We start from the raw sequence: 21,226 nt of genomic DNA, 5'->3' as shown, positions 1-21,226 counted from the left end.
CGGCCCCCGTGCCGCCGGGCTCCCGGCCCCTGTGGTGGCCTGCCACTACGCTCCGGTCGCATGGTGCATGTACTGAGCAGCCGTACGCTGATCCACCCCACCGACCCCGAGCTCTCCCGCGCCTTCTACGGTGAGCGGCTGGGTCTCGCCGTCTACCGCGAGTTCGGGGAGGGCCCGGAGCGCGGCACGGTCTACTTCCTCGGCGGCGGGTTCCTGGAGGTCTCCGGACGGTCCGAGACCCCGGCCTCACCTGCCGTGCAGCTGTGGCTGCAGGTCGCGGACGTCGATGCGGCGCACGAGGAGCTGGTGGCGAAGGGCGTCGAGATCGTGCGGCCGCCGGTGAAGGAGCCATGGGGCCTGGTCGAGATGTGGATCGCCGATCCGGACGGGATCAGGATCGTGCTGGTGGAGGTGCCGGCCGACCACCCGCTGCGCTACCGGCCGGGGATCTAGCGGCGGGCGACGCCCGATGGGCCGGTTTCGGTGGCGGAGACTCGCGTCCGAAGGCGAGCCGACGTCGGTGACGGCCCCCGCCTCGCCGTACCGGCCGACCCACGGGCGCGCGGTTCGACGCCTGCAAGACAGACGGCCCTCGCAGGCACGCGGCTCGACGCCCGCAGGACGGCCCGCAGGCACGCGGCTCGACGCCTGAAAGACGGCCCCCGAGGCACGGGGCTCGGCGTCCGCAAGACGGCCCACGCAGGCGCGCGGCTCGGCGTCCGCAGGGCGGCCCGCGGGCGCGGGGTCTGCGTCTGCAGGGTGGCCGGTGCGGGAGGAGCGCGGGATGGGTCAGGCCCGGAGTGCGCCCATCCTTCCCTCCAGGCGGCCCAGCAACTCGGCGAGGAGGTCCGCCAGTTCGTCCTGGCCCTCGGGGGCGAGGACGGACAGCACGGCTGTCTCGTAGGCGAGTTGCTCGGGCAGGATGCCGTCGACGAGGTCGCGGCCCGCGTCGGTGAGGCGCAGGTGGGCGACCCTGCGGTCCCGGGCGTCGCCACGCCGCTCGACCAGTCCGCGCTCGGTGAGCTGCTTGAGGCGTTTGGTGACGGCGGCACCGGAGGAGAAGGTCTCCTTGGCGAGCTCGCTCGGGGTCAGCTCGTGGCCGGTGCGACGCAACGCGCCGAGCAGGTCGAACTCGGGGCGGCTGAGGCCGGCCCGGCGCAGCGGGGCGTCCTCGGCCTGCTGGAGGAGGGCGGCGCAGCGGTTGATCCGGCCGATGACCTCCATGGGCCCGGTGTCCAGCGCGGGGTGGACACTGCGCCACTGCCGGACGACTGCCGCGACCGTGTCGTCCAGGCCGGCCCCCTTGCCCGCACCCTCGTCGGCCGAGCCCCCGCCCGTGCCCCTCCCCGCGTCGTTCCCGGCCGCCGGTCGTCCGTTGGTCGCCGTCATGGCCGTACGTCCTCCGTTGTCCTCGCGCCGTCCCAGGAGTGCGCTCCCTGGCGTCGTACCGTCGCGGCGAGCGTACGGTGTCCGGACTGCTCGGCGAGCACGACCCGCTCCTGGGGCAGCGCGCGTTGCCACCACTCGCCGGACGCGGCGTCGGCCGTGGCGCGCAGTTCGGCCAGGGCGGCGGACAGGGTGCGCCGGGCGGTCTGCAGGGCACGCGGGGCCGGCTGCGGCTCGGCGAGCAGCCGGGCGGCCTGTTCGCGGGCCCGCTCGACGGCGGTCAGGGCGTGTTCGATGCGGTCGCCGGCCCGCCGGTCGGTGACGACGACGGCGGTGGCGAAGCCGACGAGCGCGCCGACCAGGGTGTCCACGACCCGTTCGGTGATCAGCTGCCCGGCGTCCTGGGTGCGGGCGAACTCGGTGATGAGCAGGGCCATCGGAGTGACGCAGACACTGCCGAGCCAGTAGTTGCGGCCGATCAGCGCCTCGGCGCCGAAGTTGAAGGCGAGGCAGCACAGCACCAGGACGGCCGGGTGGAGATGGGCGAGCGGTACGACGGCGGCGAAGACGAGGACGCCGACGAGGTTGCCGACGACTCGCTGGACGCCCCGGCTCCAGGTGAGGGTGACGTTGGCCTGGTAGAGGGAGGCGGCGGTGACCAGCGCCCAGTAGGGGCGGCCGACGCCGAGGGCGAGGGAGGCGTAACCGGCGAGGGCGCAGCCGAGCGCGGTGCGGACGGCGAGGGGGGTGAGCGGGCCGAGCCTGCGCCACAACGGGCGCTGCGGTACGGCGCGTTCGGCGTCGACGCCGAGCAGGTCGTCGTCGGCTCCGGCGACCCACGGGACGCGTCCGGTGCCGCGCAGGTCACGGGCCCAGCCGCGGAGCAGCCGGGGGTCGGCGTCGGTGGGGGCGGCGAGGGCGACCTCGGCTCGGACGACGAGGTGTTCGAGGGCGCGCCGGGTGCGGTCGGTGCGGGCGCCGGTGGCGAGCAGGGACTGCCAGGCGGCCTGTACGGCGGCGGCCGCGGTGGCACGGGCCCGGTCGTGGTCGTGGCCGTGGCCGGAGCCGTGGGTGTCGGCGTAGGCGGCCGTGGCGTTCAGGGCGTGGGCGGTGGCCCGGCGTTCGGGACCGTGCGGGCGCAGCAGCCCGGGGGCCATGCCGACCAGCCAGGCCCAGGCGCCCGTCGCCAGGGCGAGGCCGACGTGGCCGGGGACCTGGCCGAGGGTCTGCGGGGCGAACAGGGACGCGGAGCTGATGAAGGTGAGGATTACGTTCCCGGGCGGCCCGACGCGCGTGGCGTCGCAGAGGACCTTCTGCACGGCGGCCATGAGGGCGCCGGCGGTGACCAGAACCGCCGCGTTCGTGGTGAGCGAGGCGGCGGTCAGGGCGAGGGCGAGGCCGCCGACCATGCCGAGGATCACCCGGGCCAGGGTGCGGGCGCGGGCGGGGTAGGGGCGGTTGTGGCCGTAGAGGGCGCACAGGGAGCCGGCCATCGTGTACATCGCCAGGTCGAGGCGGCCGAGGGCCAGCAGGGTCAGGTTGGGCGGAGCGACCGCGGCGACCACGCTGCAGGCGGGCTTGAACCAGATGTCGGAGGGCCGGCCGAGGCGCAGCGCACCGGCGAGGGGCAGACGGCGTGCGGTCGTGGGGGGTGCGGTGCTCATGTCTATTAATTTAGCACGTGTTTTACTCGTAAAGCACTTTCGAACAGCCCTGGTCACAGGCTGTGCTCCGGCGAATGCTCCCCGTGTACATCCTTGCGCTCGCGTGCGCGCCGTACGGCCAGGGCATCGCATCCCTCGACGCGACGTCGAGCGGGGAGGTGCGCCGTGCACGGACCGGCTTCGCCCGGCTGGCTGCTGGTCGCGCTGTGCGCGGCGACCGGGGCCTACTGTCTGCTGCGGATGCGCAGCAGGGTCGAGGAGCAGCGGCGATCCGCGGGCGGTGAGGCGCTGATGGGGTTCGGCATGGCCGTCATGGCCGTGCCCGCGACGGTGTTCACCCCGCCGCAGTGGGCGTGGCCGCTGTACGCGGCGGTGTTCGGCGCGGCCGCGCTGCGCGCCCTGTGGAGCGCCCGCAGCAGTCCGCACCATCTGCACCATCTGGTGGGGGCAGCGGCGATGGTCTACATGGCGGCGGCGATGGCGGCCGCCCCCGGTGCCCACCATCACGGCGGCGCCGGGATCCCGCTGGTGACCGGGTCGCTGCTGCTCTACTTCACCGGCTATGTGCTGCTGTCCGGCATGCGGCTGGTCCCGGTCACGGTGGCCGCCGGGTCGGGTGCGGTCCGGTGGGGCGACCGGCCCGAGCTGGCGCGGGCGTGCCGGCTGTCGATGGGGATCGGCATGGTGGCGATGCTGCTGGCGCTGTGAGGACGTGACAGCACTCGCGCCGCAAACGTTGCTTGCGTCACTTTGGCGCAACGGTCTGTACCCGTGGGCGGTTCCCCGATCATAGGGTGCTGGCCATGATGGTCCCCGTGGCACTGTTGCTGCTAGGCGCCCTGACCGCCGTGGCCGGCCCCCGGTTGCTCGCCCGGGCCGACTGGACGGACCGGGAGCCGGTGGTCGCGCTGTGGGTGTGGCAGTGCGTGGTGGCGGCCGTCCTGCTGTGCTGCGCGTTGTCGATGACGCTGAGCGCGGCGGCCGCCTGGCAGGCGGTGCGCGGGCACGTGTTCGCGAGCGCCCCGAGCGGGGTGGTGGACGCCTACGCGCTGGGTACGACCGGTCCGTGGGCGGCCCTGACCGCGGTGGCCCTCGCCTGCGCCGGGCTGTGGAGCGGGGTGATGCTGGTGCGCGAGATCGCGCGGGCCAGGTCGAGGCGCGGCCGGGAACAAGCCGAACTCCTGCTCCGGGCACCCCTGTTGCCCGGCGAGGAAGCGGCCGACGGCCGGCTCGTCGTCCTTGAGGGTGACCGTCCGGATGCCTGGTGGCTGCCGGGAGCGGCGCCCCGACTCGTGGTCACCACCGCCGCGTTGCGCCGCCTGAAAGGGCGCCGGCTGGACGCGGTCCTCGCACATGAGCAGGGCCACGCACAGGCCCGCCACGACTGGCTGCTGCACTGCTCGGGCGCGCTGGCCGGCGGGTTCCCGCAGATCCCGGTGTTCGCCGCGTTCCGGGGCGAGATGCACCGGCTGGTCGAACTGGCCGCCGACGACGTGGCCTCCCGGCGCCACGGCCGCCTCACCACCGCGCTCGCCCTGGTCGAACTCAACGAGGACCGGGGCGTGTTCGGCCCCGTACCGACCCCGCACGCCCATGTCCCGCAGCGGGTCCACCGGTTGCTCGCCGCCCCGGACCGCCTCCCGGCCCGGCATCGGCTGCGGCTGACCGCGACGGCCGCCCTGGTACCGGTGATCCCGGTGCTGGTGGCGCTGGTACCCAGCCTGCGCGCCTTCAGGTGAAGCCGTGCCCTCAGGGGAATTGCCCTGCGGGCAATGATTCGGCAAAGATCACGCCATGCGCCCGCCACCCAGTGACCGTCCGGCTCCCCTTCTCGCGACCGCCGTGCTCGCCCTCTCCTCGGCGCTGCTGCTCGCCCTCGTCGCCGGCGAGTGGCCTCCCCTGGTCGCTATGGACGAGGACATCGCCGACGCCACCCACCGCTGGGCCGTGGCCGACCACGGCACCACACAGGTGCTGCGCGTCCTGGCGGACTGGGTCTGGGACCCGCTGACCATGCGCCTGCTGTGCGCGGTGGTCGCGGTGTGGCTGGTGTGGCGGCACTCGGCGTGGTGGACCGCCCTGTGGCTGGCCCTGACCTGCGCGCTCGGGACGGTCGCCCAGCAGTCCCTCAAGGCCGCCGTCGGCCGCACGCGCCCGGTGTGGCCCGACCCTGTCGACTCCGCCCACTACGCCGCCTTCCCGTCCGGGCACACCATGACGGCCACGGTGGTCTGCGGCCTGCTGCTGTGGCTGCTGCACCGCTGCGGCACCCGCCGCGCGATATGGCGTACGGCCCTGGCCGCGGCCGGGGTCTCGGTCGTGGGCGTGGGCCTGACCCGGGTGTGGCTCGGCGTCCACTGGCCCTCGGACGTGCTCGGCGGCTGGCTGCTCGGGGCCCTGGTGGTGGCGCTGGCGGTACTGGCGTACGAGTGGGAGCGCGACGGCCGGGGCCACCCCCACCCGTAGCCCCCGGCCGTCGGTAGAGTCCGGCACATGACTGCCGTGCTCTTCGACTTCTCCGGGACCCTCTTCCGCACCGAGTCCGCCGAATCCTGGCTGCGGGCGGTGCTCACCGAGGCCGAAACACCGCTCACCGAAGCGGAGTTGACGCAGACCGCACAGGCGCTGGAGGCGGCCGGGGCACAGCCCGGCGGGGCCTTCCCGGCCGCACTGCCCGAGGAGCTGTCCGCAGTGTGGGCGGTGCGCGACGAGAGCGCGGAACTGCACCGCGCCGCGTACACCGGCCTGTCCCGGCGGGTGGCGCTGCCGGACCCGGCTCTGCACGACGCCCTGTACGAGCGGCACATGGACCCGCGGGCCTGGACGCCGTACCCGGACGCCGCCCAGGTGCTGGCCGCGCTGCGCGAGCACGGGATCAGGGTCGGTGTGGTCAGCAACATCGGCTGGGACCTGCGCCCGGTCTTCCGCGAGCACGGGCTCGACGCCTACGTGGACGCCTACGTCCTGTCGTACGAGCACGGTGTCCAGAAGCCGGATCCGCGGCTCTTCACGGTCGCGCTGGAGGCTCTCGGGGCCGCGCCGGCCGAGACGCTGATGGTCGGGGACAGCAGGCCCGCCGACGGCGGGGCGGCGGCGCTCGGCTGCCGGGTGCACTTCGTGGACCCTCTGCCGGCGGCCGAACGGCCGGACGCGCTGCTGGCGGTCCTGGAGATGGTGGGCGTGGCCCGCCGACCGGCCACGCCCACCCGGGCCTGATCTGTCGCGCCGTCCGCCCGAGACGCTCCCCCGTGTCGCCCCGGACGGACGGCAGCCCTGAACAGGCCCCGCGCAGGGCGGTGCCCGCTGCGTCGATTATAGTTGGCTGGCAGCCAGTCAACGCAGGAGTTCCAGAATGTCCCCGCGCAGCCCCTCGGTCAATGAAGAACTGCGCAGGCGTTCGCGCGAGCGGCTGCTCCAGGCCGCGGTGGAGCTGGTCGACGAGCACGGCTTCGAGGCGACCACGCTGGGCGCCATCGCGGACCGGGCGGGATCGGCGCGCGGCCTGGTGTCGTACTACTTCCCCGGCAAGCGCCAGCTGGTCCAGTCCGCCGTGCACCGGCTGATGCACCGCACGCTGGAGGAGGCGCTGGAGCATGAGCCGCGCTCCGAGGACGGGCGGGAGCGGCTGGCCCGGGCCATCGACGCGATCCTGGGGCTGGCGCACGACCGTCCGGTGCTGATGCGCCAGCACATGGCGGGGCTGCTCCAGGCCGAGGGCTTCGTACAGTGCCCCGAGCAGCGCCGGCTGGCGGAGCTGCTGGGCGACACCGTCGCCCGGTACGGCTCGGCCCAGGTCGAGGCCGACTACCCCATGCTGCGCGCCATGCTGATGGGGGCGGTGTACGCGGCGCTGGTGCCCGGGGTACCGATGCCGATCCCGGCGCTGCGGGCGGAACTGTTCGAGCGCTACGGGCTCGACTGGGAGCTGGGCAGGCTCCCGGAGTCCTCGTCGGCGGCCGAGCGGCAGGACCTGTCCCGGTTCTTCGCGACCGAGGACCGGACCGGGCCCGGATCCGCGTCCGATTCCGAACCCGGTTAGCCGGCACAGGGCGTGACGCGGTGTCAGGAATGGGACAGCGCGGGCCACGCACCGGCGAGCGCGTCGGCCCGAGCGCTGTGAAGACCAAGAAACGACACCCCAGTCGCACACACAACGTGATCTCATGATCACATCGCGCAGCCGTGGACACGCGTCCGCGTCACCCCTGCGGCCCCTGTCGAGGCGGCCGCGCCGGTGGGATGCTGGAGCCACCAGCCCCTCGGGCAAGGAGTCCCCCTGTGTTGCGTGTCGCCGTCGTCGGCTCCGGGCCGAGCGGGTGCTACACCGCCCAGAACCTCGTCCAGCTCGACCCCACGGTCCTCGTGGACGTTCTGGACCGGTTGCCGTGCCCGTACGGACTGGTGCGGTACGGCGTCGCCCCGGACCACGAGAAGATCAAGTCGCTTCAGGGGAACCTGCGCGCCGTCCTGGAGCACGAGCGGGTGCGCTTCCTCGGCGGGGTGCGGGTCGGGGGCACCGGCGGGGTGTCTGTGGAGCGGCTGCGGGAGCTGTACCACGCGGTGGTGTACTGCGTGGGCGCCGCCACCGACCGGCGGCTCGGGATTCCCGGTGAGGAGCTGCCGGGCAGCTGGTCGGCGACCGAGTTCGTGTCCTGGTACAGCGCGCATCCCGACGCGATCGACGCCGGGTTCGTGCGCGACGCCCGGTCGGCGGTGGTCATCGGGGTCGGCAACGTCGCGGTGGACGTGGCGCGGATGCTGGCCCGGGGCGTGGCGGAGCTGAGCCCCACCGACATGCCGCAGGAGGCACTGACGGCGCTGGCGGCGAGCCGGATAAGAGAGGTCCACGTGGTGGGGCGGCGGGGCCCCTCGCAGGCCCGGTTCACCACGAAGGAGCTGCGCGAGCTGGCCGGGCTGCCGGAGACCGAAGTCCGGGTGGAGCCGGACGAGTTGGCGCTCGACCCGGCCTGTGCCGACCCGTCCGCACTGCCCGCCGCCCGGCGTCGCAACGTGGAGGTGCTGCGCGGCTGGGGCGAGGCCGGCGGCCGGGGCGCGGACCGCAGCATCCGGCTGCGGTTCTTCCTGCGCCCGGTCGAGCTGATCGACGAGGGCGGACGGGTGGGCGCGGTGGTCTTCGAACGCACCGAGCCGGACGGGCGCGGCGGGGTGCGCGGCACCGGGCGGTACGAGACGGTCGAGGCGCAGCTGGTGCTGCGGTCGATCGGCTACCGGGGAGTACCGCTGGAGGGGCTCCCGTTCGACGAGAGAAGCGGCACCGTGCCCCACGAGGCGGGCCGGGTCCTGCACAGTTGCTTCGGCGTCTCCGGCGACTATGTCGCCGGCTGGATCAAGCGGGGCCCGACCGGCGTCATCGGTACCAACCGGCCCGACGCCAAGGAGACGGTGACCTCCCTCCTGGCGGACGCGCCCGCGCTGCTGCGCAAGGAGGTGCCCGAGGATCCGGTCGCCGCGCTGCGCTCGGCGGGCGTCGAGCCGGTCGGGTGGACGGGATGGCAGGCGATCGAGCGGGCCGAGGCGGCGCTCGGCGCCCGGCTCGGCCGGAGCGTGGTCAAGCTGGCCGACTGGAACTCCCTGCTGGCGGCGGCACGCTCGGGGGCGTAGCGGAGTCGCAGGCGATCAGGTGGGCATGACACGTATCGGCAACGAGTCGGAAATCAACAAACTGTTCAACCCGCTTACCGTCTCGTGCTGTCCGGCTGTCGTCCCCGCTCTGGAGTCCCCATGGCCCCCACCAGCGCCTCCGTCCATCCCGTCGACGAGGTCCCACCCGTACGGCAGTTGGCCGCGTTCGGCCTCCAGCACGTGCTCGCGATGTACGCGGGCGCGGTCGCCGTCCCGCTGATCGTGGGCGGCGCGATGAAGTTGTCGCCCGCCGACCTGGCGTATCTGATCACCGCCGACCTGCTGGTGTGCGGCATCGCCACCCTCATCCAGTGCGTCGGCTTCTGGCGATTCGGCGTCCGGCTGCCGATCATGCAGGGCTGCACGTTCGCGGCGGTCTCCCCGATGGTCCTCATCGGCACGACCGGCGGCGGGCTCCCCGCGATCTACGGCTCGGTGATCGTGGCGGGCCTCGCGATCATGCTGCTCGCACCCGTCTTCGGCCGGCTGCTGCGTTTCTTCCCGCCGCTGGTCACCGGCACGGTGATCCTGATCATCGGTGTCTCGCTGCTGCCGGTCGCGGGCAACTGGGCGGCGGGCGGCGCCGGTGCCAAGGACTTCGGGGAGCCGAAGAACCTGGCACTGGCGGCCTTCGTGCTCGCGGTGGTGATCGGCGTGCAACGGTTCGCCCCCGCCTACCTCGCCAGGATCGCGGTCCTGCTCGGCATCGCGGTGGGCCTGGCGGTGGCGGTGCCCTTCGGCTTCACGGACTTCAGCGGGGTCGGGGACGCCGACTGGCTGGGCATCAGCACGCCGTTCCACTTCGGGACGCCGACGTTCAAGGCGTCGGCGGTCGTCTCCATGCTGGTGGTGGCCCTGGTCACGATGACCGAGACGACCGGTGACCTGCTCGCGGTCGGCGAGCTGACCGGCCGCGAGGTCGAGCCGCGCTCCCTCGCCGACGGGTTGCGCGCCGACGGCCTCTCGACCGTCCTCGGCGGTGTCTTCAACACCTTCCCGTACACGGCGTACGCGCAGAACGTGGGCCTGGTCGGCATGACCCGGGTGCGCAGTCGCTGGGTGGTCGCGGCGGCCGGCGGCATCCTGGTGCTGCTCGGGCTGCTGCCCAAGCTGGGCGCGGTGGTCGCGGCGATTCCGGCGCCGGTGCTGGGCGGCGCGGGCCTGGTGATGTTCGGCACGGTCGCGGCGAGCGGCCTGCGCACCCTGGCGGCCGTCGACTTCCGGGGCAACCACAACCTGACGGTGGTGGCCGTCTCGGTGGCGGTCGGCGTGCTGCCGGTGGGCGTGCCGACGGTCTACGCGAAGTTCCCGGACTGGTTCCAGACGGTGATGAACAGCGGCATCAGCGCGGGCTGCCTGACGGCGATCGTCCTGAACCTGCTCTTCAACCACCTGCCGGCCAGGGCGGATTCGGCCTCGGGGACGGTCGCCACCGGAGCCGGACCGGCCTAGCCGGGCTGGTGACTAGGAGGGTGCGGCCGCGCTGGACGGGTCGGCGGACAGGTGCTCGTGAACCGCCCGCCAGTCCGTGCCGCCGAAGCGGTGGAAGACGATGGTCTCGCGCTCGTGCAGCACCTCCTCGCCGGCCGTGGTGGCGATCCGGGTGGTCACCGAGTGGGTGAACACGGCCGTGTCGCCGAGGAGTTGGAGGCGGCGGTCGTTCGAGTCGCAGGACAGGACGCGGAAGTCGTCCTCGTCGCTCCACTTCTGCCACAGAGCCCGGTACTCCTGGGTGGAGTCCAGTCGCCGGTCGGTGGTGTGGAAGACGAAGGTCGCGTCGGCCGCGAAGGCGTCGAAGTAGTCGTCGGTGCGGCCCTCGGCGAAGGCGGCGATCAGGGCGTCGGCCGCGGCGAGGGCGGTGTCGTGGTCGTTGCTCAAGGCTTCGGCTCCGAGATCCGGGCCACGGCGCGGACGGGTGCGCCGTCCGCGCCCGGCAGGTGCAGGGGAAAGAGGCTGACGTGGACGTCGTGGCCGGCGTGCTGGGCGTCGAGGACCTCGGCGAGGTTGGTGAGGTTCTCGACGATGACGGCGTCGGCGCCGCACAGGATGCGGTGGGCGGGAAGGGTCTCGCCGGGGGTCGGGTCGACGCTGAGGGCGTCGATGCCGACGGTGTACACACCCCGGGCGACCAGAAGGGCGGCCGCCTCTTGGGTCAGCCAGGGGTGGTCGTGGTAGGAGTCGGTGCCCCAGTGCGCGGACCAGCCGGTGGCGATCAGCACGATCCGGCCGGCCGGGACCCGGGCGAGCAGGTCCGCCCCGATGGCCGCCCGGGGCGCCAGGCCCCGGGCGTCGACGACGTGGGCGGGGCCGTCGAAACGGTCCAGCGGCAGCTGGTCCAGCGCGGGCAGACCGTCCTCGATGTGGGAGGGGGCGTCCACGTGCGTGCCGGACTGCGAACCCATGTGCACCTGAAGGACGTTGACACCGTCCTGGGCCGCGGTGAGCGCGGGCCGGATGTCCACCTGCGGGTCGCCGGGGTAGACCGGCATCCCGGTGCGCAGCGGCACGGACAGGTCGATCAGGCGCATCCGGCTCACACCTCCGCCGGTTCCGGGACGGCGACGGGGACGCCGTCCGCGGCGGTGATCGGCGGCACCGGTGCGTCGACGGCGCGCACCAGCCGCGGGCCCTCGGGACCGAACACGGCGCGGGGCTCGGGGAAGAGCCACAGCAGCGCGAGGTAGACGACCGCGGCCAGGCCCAGTCCGACGGGCAGCGAGATGTCCACGCCGCCCGCGAGATCGCCGAGGGCGCCGACGAACTGGCCCGGGAGGTTGACGAACTGGACCGCGAGCAGGGCGGAGGCCAGCCAGGCGCCCAGGCCGCGCCAGTTCCAGCCGTGCGTGAACCAGTAACGTCCGCCGCGCTGGCGGCGGTTGAAGACCTGGAGCGAGTCGGGGTCGTACCAGCCGCGGCGGGTGAGGAAGCCCAGGGTCATGATGACCATCCACGGCGCGGTGCACACGATGATCAGCGTCGCGAAGGTGGAGATCGACTGGGTCAGGTTGGCGGCGAAACGGCCGACGAAGATGAAGGAGATCGACAGGACGCCGATGAACACCGTGGCCTGCACCCGGCTGAACCGGGGGAAGACGCTGGCGAAGTCGAGGCCGGTGCCGTAGAGCGAGGTGGTGCCGGTGGACATGCCGCCGATCAGTGCGAGCAGGCAGACGGGCAGGAAGTACCAGGAGGGCGAGACCGCCAGCAGGCCGCCCACGTAGTCCGGGGCGCTCGGGTCGAGGAAGTTGCCCGCCTTCGCGGCGATGATCGAGGCGGTCGCCAGGCCGAAGAAGAACGGCAGGATCGTCGCGACCTGGGAGAGGAAGGCCGCGCCCATGACCCGGCGGCGGGGGGTGTCGGCGGGGATGTAGCGGGCCCAGTCGCCGAGGAAGGCGCCGAAGGAGACGGGGTTGGACAGCACGATCAGCGCGGAGCCGATGAAGGCCGGCCAGAAACCGGGGGTGCTCAGCGAGTGGAAGCTGCCCTGGTAGCCGGGGTCGAAGTCGCCCCCGAAGGCGAAGAGGCCCAGGACGAAGAGCAGGGAGGCGGCGGCCACCGCAATCTTGTTCACGAAGAGCATGAACCGGAAGCCGTAGATGCACACCGTCAGCACCAGTGCGGCGAACAGCCCGTACGCGAGCGCGTAGACGCCTTCGTTGGTCGGCAGGTGGAACATCCGGTGCGCGCCGCCGACCAGGGCGTCGCCGGAGGACCACACGGAGATGGAGAAGAAGGCGACCGCGGTCAGCAGGGAGAGGAAGGAGCCGACGACCCGGCCGTGCACGCCCAGGTGGGCGGAGGAGGACACCGAGTTGTTGGTGCCGTTCAGCGGCCCGAACACGGCCAGCGGCGCGAGGATGAGCGCGCCGACGGCGAGCCCGAGGCCGGTGGCCGCCAGGCCCTGCCAGAAGGAGAGCCCGAACAGGATCGGGAAGGCGCCGAGGACGCAGGTGGCGAAGGTGTTCGCGCCGCCGAAGGCGACCCGGAACAGGTCCAGTGGCCGGGCGGTGCGGTCGGCGTCCGGGATGCGCTCCACCCCGTACGTCTCGATCTCGGTCAGCGCCGGAGCGTCGTGCTGCTCCGCTTGGGGGCTGGTGGTCATGTCTGCTCCTCGCGAGGGCCGGCGGAGTCCAGGGTGAACAGGCTGATCAGGTCGTAGGCGACGTGCGACGCGGCGACGGAGGTGATGTCGGCGTGGTCGTAGGCGGGCGCGACCTCGACGACGTCGCCGCCGACCAGGTTGAGCCCGGCGAGGCCGCGCAGGATCTCCAGCAGCTCACGCGAGGTCATGCCGCCGGCCTCCGGGGTACCGGTGCCGGGGGCGTGTGCGGGGTCGAGGACGTCGATGTCGACGGACACGTACAGCGGCCGGTCTCCGATGCGCTGCCGCAGCGCGTCCACCGTCTCGTCGACGCCGCGGCGCAGCACGTCGGAGGAGGTGACGATGCCGAACCCGAGGCGGCGGTCCTCCTCCAGGTCCCGTTTGCCGTACAGGGGGCCGCGGGTGCCGACGTGGCTGAGCGCCTCGGTGTCGACGATGCCCTCCTCGACGGCGCGGCGGAACGGGGTGCCGTGGGTGTACTCGGCGCCGAAGTAGGTGTCCCAGGTGTCGAGGTGCGCGTCGAAGTGGAGGACGGCGACCGGTCCGTGCCGCTTGGCGACGGCGCGCAGCAGCGGCAGCGCGATGGTGTGGTCGCCGCCGATGGTGACCAGCTTCGTGCCGTCGGACTGGAGCCGGGAGGCCTCGTGCTCGACGGTCTCGATCGCCTCGTTGATGTCGAACGGGTTCACCGGGATGTCACCGGCGTCGGCGACCTGCGCCGCCGCGAACGGCGACACGTCCAGCCCGGGGTGGTACGGGCGCAGCAGCCGGGACGCCTCGCGCACCGCGGCCGGGGCGAACCGGGCGCCGGGCCGGTAGGAGACACCGGTGTCGAAGGGGACGCCGACGACGGCGATGTCCGCGCGGGGCACCTCGTCGAGCCGCGGCAACCGGGCGAAGGTCGCCGGTCCCGCGTAGCGGGGGACGCGGGAGGAGTCCACGGGTCCACGGGGCTCGGTCGTCATCGGGCACCTTCCTGTCGGGTCTGGGCGTGCACCGCCGGGTGGGCGGGCCTCGGACCGGAGCGAGTGGTTCCGGTAGCGAGGGATGCCTCAGTCTGCGGACGGCCGAACGGCAGGGTCAATTGTTGACAGCATGAAGAACTACTGTTGTCTTGTGTCCGACCACAAAGCCACGCCTCGTTCCGTTCTCACCGTCGGCGACCTCCTGTCGTTCCCGGCGCTGCAGATACGCCTGCTCGCGGGCGGCGGCGGCCTGGGCCGCACGGTCTCCTGGGCGCACGTCAGCGAGCTGGAGGACCCCACGCCCTGGCTCCAGGGCTCGGAGGTCCTCATGACCGTGGGCCTCGCCGTGCCCCGCGGCGGCGAGGCGCAGCGGCGCTATCTGGAGCGGCTCGACGACGCGGGTGTCGCGGCGCTGGTGCTCAGCACCCAGTTGCGCACCCCGCCGCTGCGGCAGGCCTTCCTCGCCGCGGCCGAGCAGCGCGGCTTCCCGGTGCTGGAGGTGCCGCTCACCGTCCCCTTCGTCACCATCGCGCAGGAGGTCGCCGCCGCGGTCAGCGAGAAGTCCGCCGAACGGCTCGGCGCCCAGCTCCAGGTCTTCGGCGCGCTGCGGTGGATGGCCGAGGAGAACCTCGACATCCCCGCGCTGTTCGACCGTCTTGAGCAGCTCAGCGGCTACCGCCTCTTCCTGTGCACCCCTCAGGGGCGCCCGCTGCTGCCCGGCGTCGCGGCGCCCGAGGACCTCTCGGTGCTGCCGGCGGACCCGGACGCCCCGCCGACCGTGCCCGGCGGCTTCGTGCTCCCGGTCCTCGGCCCGGGTGGCGCGGCCGGCTACCTGGTCGCGCTGGAACAGGCCGGCGCCCGTCCGGCCGGGCTGGCCGTCGTCCAGCACCTGGCCACCGTCGCCGCCCTGCGGCTCGCGATGGTCCGCCAGGAACGCGAAGTGCTGCGCCGGGAGGGAGCGGAGACGCTCGCCGAGATGCTCCAGGACACCCTCGACCCGGCAGGCGCCCAGCGCCGGCTGGCCCACCACGGCCTGGACACGCAGCGGCCCGTCGTCCTCGCGGTGCTCAGGCGCACCCAGGACGAGCAGTTGGACGGCGCCCTGTCCGACCATCCGCATCTGACCCTGCGCCGCGGCGAGGACCGGCTGGTCCTGACCGAACCCGGCTTCACCGAGGCCCTGGCCGACCTGCCCGGCGCGGTGTGCGGGGTGAGCCGCCCCTTCGCCGTCGGCGAGCCGCTCCGGGTGGCCCAGCAGGAGGCGGAATGGGCGGCCGGACGCGCCGAGGAGGCGGGCAAGCCGCTCCTCCACTACGGCGAGGACGCCACCGGGCGCTGGCTGCCCGAGGACCGCCGGCTGCTGGCGGCACTCGTCGAGCAGGTCCTCGGCGAGGCCCTGCGCTACGACGAGGCGCACGGGTCGCAGCTGCTGGCCTCCGTCCGCACCTGGATGGAGCGCGACCGCCGTACCGAGGACGCCGCCGCGGCCCTCCACATCCACCCGAACACCCTCGCCTACCGGCTGCGCCGGTTCGGCGAGGTGACCGGGCGGGACCTGTCGACGACCGCCGCCTTCACCGAGGTCTGGTTCGCCGTGCGCGCGGCGACCGAACTCGGCGTGGCGGTGGCGGGACCGTAGCCCCGGGGCTCCCGCACGGCTGTCCCGGACCCGCCACCGACCAGGCCGGGACCGCTGGTGCGCGTAGCCCGCGCCGGGCCCGGCCGGTGCGGGTACGCGGTCACCCGGATGTGCGGAACAGCCCCGCCGGCACTGCCGCCGCCAGGGCCCCGTACCCGGCCGGGTTGAGGTGCAGCCAGTCCCCCACCTGGAGGTCGGCCCGCAGACGGCTCGGATCGGCGGGGTCCCGGACCACCCGGTCGAAGTCGATCAGCGCGTCGAAGTGCCCGTGCCCCCTGATCCAGGCGTTGACGCGCTGCCGGGCCGCCTCGCGCACTCCCGCGCCGTCGTCGTAGGCGTTGCCGCCGAAGGGCAGCAGGGTGGCTCCGTAGACGCGGATGCCCTGGGCGTGGGCGCGGACGACGATCTGCTGGTAGGCGGCGATGAGGTCGTCGGCGACGGCTTGCTGGGCCTGCGGGGTGGCCGCGGCGGTGCCGATGTCGTTGACGCCCTCGAAGACGATCAGCCACGAGACCCCGCTGCGGGAGAGGACGTCCCGGTCGAGCCGGGCCAGGACATTGGGGCCGAGGCCGTCGGCGAGGACCCGGTTGCCGCCTGCCGCCTGGTTGAGCACGGCGATGTCCGAGGTGCCGGCCCGGGACCGCAGCCGGTCGAAGAACTGGTCCGGCCAGCGGTCGTTGCCGTTGGTCGTGGACCCCCGGCCGTCGGTGAGGGAGTCGCCGAGGACGGCCACGGCCCGGGTCGCGGCGGGCGCCAGGACCTCGACGTCGCTCAGCAGGTACCAGTGGTCGACCGCGGTCGCACCCGTCAGATCCGGGTCCCGCGTGTGATCGCCGCCGACGAGGTACGACGTGGTGCGCGAACCCGGGTGCGAGGTGAGCGCGAGATCGGGCTGACCCTGCGCGGTGTACGCCGTGACCGTGAGATCGGATCCCGGGACCAGCTCGAAGTCCACGGGATCGGAGACGACCTGCGCCCCCACGGGTACGACGGTCGCGGCACGCCCGGAGAACGTCACCGGGTGCAGACTGCCGGGAACGACCGCGGAGACCCCCGCCCGGCCGCCCGCCGGCAGCGCCACGGTCACCGCGGTCAGCGGCAGCGCGGTGTCCCCGTAGGCGTTGGAGAAGCGCAGCCGGAGCCGGTGCGCGCCGACGGTCACGCGGACGGTCTGACGCAGGGTGGTGTCGGCCAGGACCGACTTCTCCCCCGTGAAGGGCGCGGGTGGCAGATTGCCGGCCTCGGTGAGCTGGGGCATCCCGGTCCAGGTGTTCACCCAGTGGCTGCCCTGACGGCCGGCCGAGGTGACCTGACGGGGGCTGCGGACCAGCGCGGTGACGGCCGTGGTGGTCACCACCAGGGCGAGGGCGAGGACGCAGGTGCTGAGGAGCGTGGCGAGCGGCGTTCTGCCGGGCTGCGGCTTCACGGGGACCTTCCTGGCGAGGGGCGGCGGCAAAGCTGTTGTCAACTGACCGTGCAGGGGGTGCCGTTGAGCGAGTACGCGGTGGGCGCCGCGCTGTTGCCGGTATGGGTGGCCTGATAGCCGATGCTCACGCTCGCGTTCGGCGCGATCGTGGCGTTGTACGACATGTTGGCCGCCGTCACCGCACCGGACCCGGGGCTGTACGTGGCGTTCCAGCCGTTGGTGATGGTCTGGCCGGCGGGCAGGGTGAAGCCGAGCTGCCAGCCGCTGACCGTCGTCGTACCGGTGTTGGTGATGGTCACGGAGGCGGTCAGTCCGGTGTTCCAGGCGCTGGTGGTGACCGTCACCCTGCAGGCGCCGGCCGGGGGCTGGGGCGCGGTGCCGCCGCTGTCCAGGCCGAAGAAGGTGAGGGCGCGGGCGGCCATGCCGTAGGTGTAGAGGCTGTGGCCGACGCCCTGCACGCTGATCGCCTCGACGGGGGCCTGGTCACCGGTGGCTCCGTACCGGGTACGGGTCCAGCCGTTGGCCGGGCTGTCGGTGGCGGCCGGCGTCTGGCTCACACCGAGGACGTTCGTCCACTGCTTGATCTCCTCCCCGAACTCGGCGTAGGCGAGGGTGGTGTCCTCGGTGCCGTGCCAGAGCTGCATCCGTGGCCGGGGACCGGTGTAGCCGGGGTAGGCGGCACGCACCAGGTCGCCCCACTCCTGCGGGGTGTGCGTGATGGTGCCGCCGGAACAGGCGCTGTTCCACTCGGAGCCGTCGGTGGTGGCGAAGCAGCCGAAGGGAACACCGGAGAAGGCGGCACCGGCCGCGAACACGTCCGGGTAGTCACCCAGCAGGACATTGGTCATCATCGCGCCGGACGAAATACCGGTGACGAAGACCTTCCCGGTGTCCGCGGCGTAGTTGGCGGTCACCCATCCGACCATGGACCTGATGCCGACCGGATCGCTGCCCCCGCCCCGGCGCAGCGCCTGCGGCGACGACACGTCGAAGCACTTGCTCGCCCGCGTCACCGAGGGATACACGACGACGAAGCCGTACTGCTCGGCCAGCGCGGCCCATTCGGTCCCCGAGTACATGGCGGAGGCCGACCCGCCGCACCAGTGCACGGCCACGACGACGGCCGGGTGGGCGGTGACGCTGTTCGGCACGTACACGTACATCTGCAGGCCGCTGGGGTTGTCGCCGAAGCCGGTGACCTCGGTGAGCGTCGCCGCGGGGACGGCGGCGGGGCGGGCCGAGGCGGCGGGCGCGAAGACGGCCGTCACCGCGAGCAGCGGCAGTAACACCAGCGCCGCCAGCAGGGCGAGGAGGGCCGGACGCGACCTGGTTCGCGGTGTGTTGAGGGCGGGGCCGGGCGGGGAGCCGAGTCCGGGGCCGAAGCTGGGGCCGGGAGGGGAGCTGGGTGTGGGACCGGGTGTGGGGGGCACGTCGTTGTCCCTTTCTGATCGCGGCTCGGTGCGGCGTCGTGCGGGGAACTCCCGGCATGGTGGCATGGACACGGCCATCCATGGAAGCGCTCCCACGCCACTTCGCGCAGACGCGGGGCGAACGGAACGGATGCTGCGCGAAGCGTTGACTAGAAAGCGCTTGCATCCTACGTTCCGTTCAGCACCCTGATCGGATGGCCTCGACTGGCCGCCGTTCATGCGGGTGCCCGAACATGGCGTTCCACAGGGTGACCAATCATCAGCTACATGGACACCTTGGGTGGACCGCCGGCAGGCCCCCCACGCGAAGGAAGGCATACGGGACATGACTTCACGAGCACGGAGCAGTGCGCGCGCACTGCTGGGCGGACTGGCCGCCCTGGGACTCTCGGTTGGCATGATCATGACTGAAACGGTCTCGGCGGACGCGGCCACCTGGCCGACCGCGAGCGGCAGCCAGGCCGTCACCGCGACGATCAAGCTGTCCGGCACGAAGGACTACGGGATGCTGCGCCTGTACGGCAGCGGCGACCTGGGCACCGGCGGGCAGAGCGAGGACCAGGACCCGATCCTCGATCTGGCGGCCGGCACCGTCCTGAAGAACGTCATCATCGGCGCGCCCGCCGCGGACGGCATCCACTGCGAGGGCAGCTGCACGCTGCAGAACGTGTGGTGGGAGGACGTCGGCGAGGACGCGGCGACCTTCCGCGGCTCCTCGTCGTCCAACGTGTACACCGTCTCGGGCGGCGGCGCGAAGGAAGCCAGCGACAAGGTGTTCCAGTTCAACGGCGCCGGGACGCTGAACGTCTCCAACTTCGCGGTGCAGAACTTCGGCAAGCTGGTCCGCTCGTGCGGCAACTGCTCCACGCAGTACAAGCGCACGATCAACCTGAACACCATCGAGGCGACGTACAAGGGCAGCGCGCTGGTCGGGATCAACACCAACTACGGTGACAGCGCGACCCTGAAGAACATCACGATCGTCGGGGACAGCAGCAAGAAGATCGTGCCCTGCCAGAAGTACATAGGCAACAACACGGGCGCCGAACCACCGACGAACGGGAGCGGGCCGGACGGGACGTACTGCAAGTACGCGACGTCGGACATCACTTACAAGTGAGCGGTGGCGGAGGCCGGCGGCGTCACACCTCGACGAGGCCGAGCTGACGGAGCATGCCGAGTTCGTCGCTGCTGCCCCAGCGTTCGACGAGCTTGCCGTCGCTGTCGAAGCGGCTGATCTGCATGCCTCGGTAGCTGGCCTTCCTGCCGGTCGCCGGCCGCCCCATCAGCGGCCCCAGGTGCGTCCCGGAGATGACATAGGCGAAGGCCAGCTCGTCGTCGGTGGCGACCAGGTGCTCCACCTGGATGGCCAGGTCGGGAAAGGCTGTTCGCAGCTCGCCGAACATGGTCTTGTACCCGTCGGGCCCCGGCGCCTGTCCGGGTGCGGGATCATGGTCGGTGGAGTGGGCCGCGACGATCTGGTCGAGGGCGTCGAGGTCCCCGGCGACGACGGCCTCGCCGAAAGCGGTCTGCGCGGCGATGTTCTTCTGCTGAGCCATGGGCACTCCCGGAGCATCTGGGCCACTGGCTGTCCGTCGGCTGCGAAGCGCATGCACACGGTATGTCGACCGTACACCGGCCTCCCGCCCCCGGCATGTCTGCGCGGCGACGGCCCGAGGAGAGCCCCTGGAGCCCCAGGGCGGCGGCGAAGGCGGAGAAGGTGGGCGTCACGACGCGCCACTGGTACGCCGGGGGCGTCAGACGCAGGTCCCCACGACCCGCGGGTCGGCGGGATCGGTCCGACAGTCGGGGGCGAGAGCCACGTCATCGCCGAACTCCCGGTTCACGGCGATGAAGAACGCCTTCTCGACGTCCGGCCAGGGCAGTTCGACCGGTGCCTCCTGGCTGCTGCCCCATGCCACGCGCAGGAATGCGGAGTACCGCTCGTCGTCGGAGGTGCCGAGCGTCTGGGACTTCCATTCCATCTGGTCCGTGCCGGTGAGGAAGGCGAGCGGACTCTCGAACCAGGGAATCAGCGTCGCCATCCCGGGGTCCCCCGGTGGCGCCACCGCCCCTGTGCCAGCAGGGCGGTCAGGGCCCCGGGCACGGGTAATCCGCGGACCGTCGGCCGGGTCATGGCAGGCAGCATGGCACACGAGTCGCCGCCATCGGCACGTCGCGAGGCACGCAGGGGCCGGCGACCTGTCAGTCGGCGGTGTCCCCCGTCGGCTCCCTGAACTCCGCCAGGTAGCCCGCGTACGCGGCGCGCAGTTCGTCGCCCGGCCAGCCGGCGGGCAGGAGCTCCGGGGGCAGGACCGGGTCGGTCAGCAGGTGGCGTACCGCTGCCGCGAAGACCGTGAAGCGGTCGGCCGGGAGGCGGGACGCGGACGCTCGGTTCAGCAGGGCGCGGGCGGTGCCGGCCCAGGTGGCCAACGGCCAGAGGTCGGCGGCCAGTGCGGGTGCGGGGCGGTCGGGACGGGCCGTGTAGGACTGCGCGGTGTCCGCGAGGTCGGCGGGCAGGGGCCTCGCCAGGTTCGCCGGGCGGAGCCAGATGCCTTCGCGGAGCTCGGCCAGACGGAGAGAGGTCAGGCGGGTGCGCAGGTCGGCCCGTGCCGCGGGGCCGCGGCCCGTGGCCGTGATGACCACCATCTCCCACTCGCCACGCCACGCGCGCGTGCGGGGCCGTACCGCCTCGTCCTGGCGGCGCTGGCGGACCAGCAGCCGGTCGCTGAGGCCGTACACCGCGTCGCCGGTGCGGCGCAGGTCGCCGGCCGCCGTCATGCGGCTGAGCGCGGCCCGGAGTGCGGAGCCGCCGACCCCGAAGGGCTCGACGAACCGGATCAGGTCCTTCACCGGCAGCTCCGGCGGATGCGTGCCCAGCAGCAGGCTCAGCACGACCGACCGGGCGGACAGGGGCCGCAGGCCGACGTCGGCGGGCTCGGCGGACACGTCGTTCATGCGCATGGTCACG

At 72.9% G+C, this 21,226-nt stretch carries 21 protein-coding genes; 10 read left to right on the top strand and 11 right to left on the bottom strand.

Features of this window, described 5'->3' with window-relative positions:
• Positions 1 to 60: 60 nt before the first annotated feature.
• Entirely contained in the window at positions 61 to 453 is a 393-nt protein-coding gene (locus OHB00_RS45165; RefSeq protein WP_406443973.1) for a VOC family protein, read from the top strand.
• A 336-nt stretch (positions 454 to 789) separates the two neighbouring features.
• Here OHB00_RS45165 and OHB00_RS45160 read toward each other — a convergent pair whose 3' ends face one another.
• Together OHB00_RS45160 and OHB00_RS45155 are read right to left on the bottom strand one after the other, a co-directional pair.
• Positions 790 to 1,389, bottom strand: a complete 600-nt coding sequence (locus OHB00_RS45160) for a MarR family winged helix-turn-helix transcriptional regulator (protein WP_406443971.1) — start codon at positions 1,387 to 1,389, stop codon at positions 790 to 792.
• Positions 1,386 to 3,050 (bottom strand): FUSC family protein, encoded by a 1,665-nt coding sequence (locus OHB00_RS45155; protein ID WP_406443969.1) that lies wholly within the window; start codon positions 3,048 to 3,050, stop codon positions 1,386 to 1,388. Before OHB00_RS45155 ends, OHB00_RS45160 begins: the two co-directional genes overlap by 4 nt.
• 165 nt (positions 3,051 to 3,215) lie before the next feature.
• Between OHB00_RS45155 and OHB00_RS45150 the strand changes: the two genes are divergently transcribed.
• The 7 genes from OHB00_RS45150 to OHB00_RS45120 all read left to right on the top strand — a co-directional run bounded on the left by OHB00_RS45150 (position 3,216) and on the right by OHB00_RS45120 (position 10,145).
• A complete protein-coding gene (locus tag OHB00_RS45150; protein WP_406443967.1) occupies positions 3,216 to 3,758 on the top strand; it encodes a DUF5134 domain-containing protein in 543 nt (180 codons plus the stop codon).
• 95 nt (positions 3,759 to 3,853) lie between these two features.
• Positions 3,854 to 4,789, top strand: a complete 936-nt coding sequence (locus OHB00_RS45145) for a M56 family metallopeptidase (RefSeq protein WP_406443965.1) — start codon at positions 3,854 to 3,856, stop codon at positions 4,787 to 4,789.
• 55 nt (positions 4,790 to 4,844) lie between these two features.
• Positions 4,845 to 5,516, top strand: coding sequence for a phosphatase PAP2 family protein (locus OHB00_RS45140; RefSeq protein ID WP_406443963.1), 672 nt, complete (start codon positions 4,845 to 4,847; stop codon positions 5,514 to 5,516).
• A gap of 27 nt (positions 5,517 to 5,543) precedes the next feature.
• Complete coding sequence (locus OHB00_RS45135; protein ID WP_406443961.1) at positions 5,544 to 6,266, top strand: HAD family hydrolase; 723 nt, start codon at positions 5,544 to 5,546, stop codon at positions 6,264 to 6,266.
• Between the two features lie 136 nt (positions 6,267 to 6,402).
• A complete protein-coding gene (locus tag OHB00_RS45130) occupies positions 6,403 to 7,089 on the top strand; it encodes a TetR/AcrR family transcriptional regulator (RefSeq protein WP_406443959.1) in 687 nt (228 codons plus the stop codon).
• A gap of 239 nt (positions 7,090 to 7,328) precedes the next feature.
• Positions 7,329 to 8,672, top strand: a complete 1,344-nt coding sequence (locus OHB00_RS45125) for an FAD-dependent oxidoreductase (RefSeq protein ID WP_406443958.1) — start codon at positions 7,329 to 7,331, stop codon at positions 8,670 to 8,672.
• Positions 8,673 to 8,792: 120 nt separating this feature from the next.
• On the top strand, positions 8,793 to 10,145 hold the full coding sequence (locus OHB00_RS45120) for a nucleobase:cation symporter-2 family protein (RefSeq protein ID WP_406443956.1): 1,353 nt from the start codon (positions 8,793 to 8,795) through the stop codon (positions 10,143 to 10,145).
• 12 nt (positions 10,146 to 10,157) lie between these two features.
• Here the strand turns inward: OHB00_RS45120 and OHB00_RS45115 are convergent, their stop codons facing one another.
• The 4 genes from OHB00_RS45115 to speB are packed head-to-tail and all read right to left on the bottom strand — an operon-like array spanning position 10,158 to position 13,760.
• The gene (locus tag OHB00_RS45115; RefSeq protein ID WP_406443954.1) at positions 10,158 to 10,571 is read right to left on the bottom strand and encodes a YybH family protein; all 414 of its coding nucleotides are present in this window, start codon (positions 10,569 to 10,571) and stop codon (positions 10,158 to 10,160) included.
• Complete coding sequence (locus OHB00_RS45110) at positions 10,568 to 11,221, bottom strand: cyclase family protein (protein ID WP_406443952.1); 654 nt, start codon at positions 11,219 to 11,221, stop codon at positions 10,568 to 10,570. The genes OHB00_RS45115 and OHB00_RS45110 overlap by 4 nt, the downstream gene beginning before the upstream one ends.
• Before the next feature lie 5 nt (positions 11,222 to 11,226).
• Positions 11,227 to 12,795: a purine-cytosine permease family protein gene (locus OHB00_RS45105; RefSeq protein WP_406443950.1), complete on the bottom strand. Its 1,569-nt coding sequence runs from the start codon at positions 12,793 to 12,795 to the stop codon at positions 11,227 to 11,229.
• A complete protein-coding gene (gene speB, locus OHB00_RS45100; protein ID WP_406443949.1) occupies positions 12,792 to 13,760 on the bottom strand; it encodes an agmatinase in 969 nt (322 codons plus the stop codon). Before speB ends, OHB00_RS45105 begins: the two co-directional genes overlap by 4 nt.
• Before the next feature lie 151 nt (positions 13,761 to 13,911).
• Between speB and OHB00_RS45095 the strand changes: the two genes are divergently transcribed.
• Positions 13,912 to 15,399 (top strand): PucR family transcriptional regulator, encoded by a 1,488-nt coding sequence (locus OHB00_RS45095; protein WP_406443947.1) that lies wholly within the window; start codon positions 13,912 to 13,914, stop codon positions 15,397 to 15,399.
• A gap of 100 nt (positions 15,400 to 15,499) precedes the next feature.
• On the opposite strand, the gene OHB00_RS45090 is transcribed toward OHB00_RS45095, so the two are convergent.
• Together OHB00_RS45090 and OHB00_RS45085 are read right to left on the bottom strand one after the other, a co-directional pair.
• On the bottom strand, positions 15,500 to 16,825 hold the full coding sequence (locus OHB00_RS45090; protein WP_406443946.1) for an SGNH/GDSL hydrolase family protein: 1,326 nt from the start codon (positions 16,823 to 16,825) through the stop codon (positions 15,500 to 15,502).
• A 38-nt stretch (positions 16,826 to 16,863) separates the two neighbouring features.
• Entirely contained in the window at positions 16,864 to 18,126 is a 1,263-nt protein-coding gene (locus tag OHB00_RS45085) for a PHB depolymerase family esterase (RefSeq protein ID WP_406446281.1), read from the bottom strand.
• A 454-nt stretch (positions 18,127 to 18,580) separates the two neighbouring features.
• Here OHB00_RS45085 and OHB00_RS45080 point away from each other — a divergent pair, with 454 nt between their 5' ends.
• Positions 18,581 to 19,375, top strand: coding sequence for a pectate lyase (locus OHB00_RS45080; protein WP_406443944.1), 795 nt, complete (start codon positions 18,581 to 18,583; stop codon positions 19,373 to 19,375).
• 22 nt (positions 19,376 to 19,397) lie between these two features.
• Here OHB00_RS45080 and OHB00_RS45075 read toward each other — a convergent pair whose 3' ends face one another.
• The 3 genes from OHB00_RS45075 to OHB00_RS45065 all read right to left on the bottom strand — a co-directional run bounded on the left by OHB00_RS45075 (position 19,398) and on the right by OHB00_RS45065 (position 21,219).
• Positions 19,398 to 19,814: an ester cyclase gene (locus OHB00_RS45075; protein ID WP_406443942.1), complete on the bottom strand. Its 417-nt coding sequence runs from the start codon at positions 19,812 to 19,814 to the stop codon at positions 19,398 to 19,400.
• 198 nt (positions 19,815 to 20,012) lie between these two features.
• Positions 20,013 to 20,300: a hypothetical protein gene (locus tag OHB00_RS45070; RefSeq protein ID WP_406443940.1), complete on the bottom strand. Its 288-nt coding sequence runs from the start codon at positions 20,298 to 20,300 to the stop codon at positions 20,013 to 20,015.
• A gap of 160 nt (positions 20,301 to 20,460) precedes the next feature.
• Complete coding sequence (locus OHB00_RS45065; RefSeq protein WP_406443939.1) at positions 20,461 to 21,219, bottom strand: PaaX family transcriptional regulator C-terminal domain-containing protein; 759 nt, start codon at positions 21,217 to 21,219, stop codon at positions 20,461 to 20,463.
• Between the last annotated feature and the right edge of the window lie 7 nt (positions 21,220 to 21,226).

This window comes from Streptomyces sp. NBC_00631 (assembly GCF_045206895.1).
GTDB lineage: Bacteria > Actinomycetota > Actinomycetes > Streptomycetales > Streptomycetaceae > Streptomyces.
The sequence above is the reverse complement of the archived record's forward strand: the minus strand, read 5'-3'. Positions and strand labels throughout refer to the sequence as shown.

Coding starts and splice junctions, on each gene's coding strand:
- OHB00_RS45165 (WP_406443973.1), top strand. CDS start 61: ATGGTGCATGTACTGAGCAGCCGTACGCTGATCCACCCCACCGACCCC.
- OHB00_RS45160 (WP_406443971.1), bottom strand. CDS start 1,389: ATGACGGCGACCAACGGACGACCGGCGGCCGGGAACGACGCGGGGAGG.
- OHB00_RS45155 (WP_406443969.1), bottom strand. CDS start 3,050: ATGAGCACCGCACCCCCCACGACCGCACGCCGTCTGCCCCTCGCCGGT.
- OHB00_RS45145 (WP_406443965.1), top strand. CDS start 3,854: ATGATGGTCCCCGTGGCACTGTTGCTGCTAGGCGCCCTGACCGCCGTG.
- OHB00_RS45140 (WP_406443963.1), top strand. CDS start 4,845: ATGCGCCCGCCACCCAGTGACCGTCCGGCTCCCCTTCTCGCGACCGCC.
- OHB00_RS45135 (WP_406443961.1), top strand. CDS start 5,544: ATGACTGCCGTGCTCTTCGACTTCTCCGGGACCCTCTTCCGCACCGAG.
- OHB00_RS45130 (WP_406443959.1), top strand. CDS start 6,403: ATGTCCCCGCGCAGCCCCTCGGTCAATGAAGAACTGCGCAGGCGTTCG.
- OHB00_RS45120 (WP_406443956.1), top strand. CDS start 8,793: ATGGCCCCCACCAGCGCCTCCGTCCATCCCGTCGACGAGGTCCCACCC.
- OHB00_RS45110 (WP_406443952.1), bottom strand. CDS start 11,221: ATGCGCCTGATCGACCTGTCCGTGCCGCTGCGCACCGGGATGCCGGTC.
- OHB00_RS45105 (WP_406443950.1), bottom strand. CDS start 12,795: ATGACCACCAGCCCCCAAGCGGAGCAGCACGACGCTCCGGCGCTGACC.
- speB (WP_406443949.1), bottom strand. CDS start 13,760: ATGACGACCGAGCCCCGTGGACCCGTGGACTCCTCCCGCGTCCCCCGC.
- OHB00_RS45080 (WP_406443944.1), top strand. CDS start 18,581: ATGACTTCACGAGCACGGAGCAGTGCGCGCGCACTGCTGGGCGGACTG.
- OHB00_RS45075 (WP_406443942.1), bottom strand. CDS start 19,814: ATGGCTCAGCAGAAGAACATCGCCGCGCAGACCGCTTTCGGCGAGGCC.
- OHB00_RS45070 (WP_406443940.1), bottom strand. CDS start 20,300: ATGGCGACGCTGATTCCCTGGTTCGAGAGTCCGCTCGCCTTCCTCACC.
- OHB00_RS45065 (WP_406443939.1), bottom strand. CDS start 21,219: ATGCGCATGAACGACGTGTCCGCCGAGCCCGCCGACGTCGGCCTGCGG.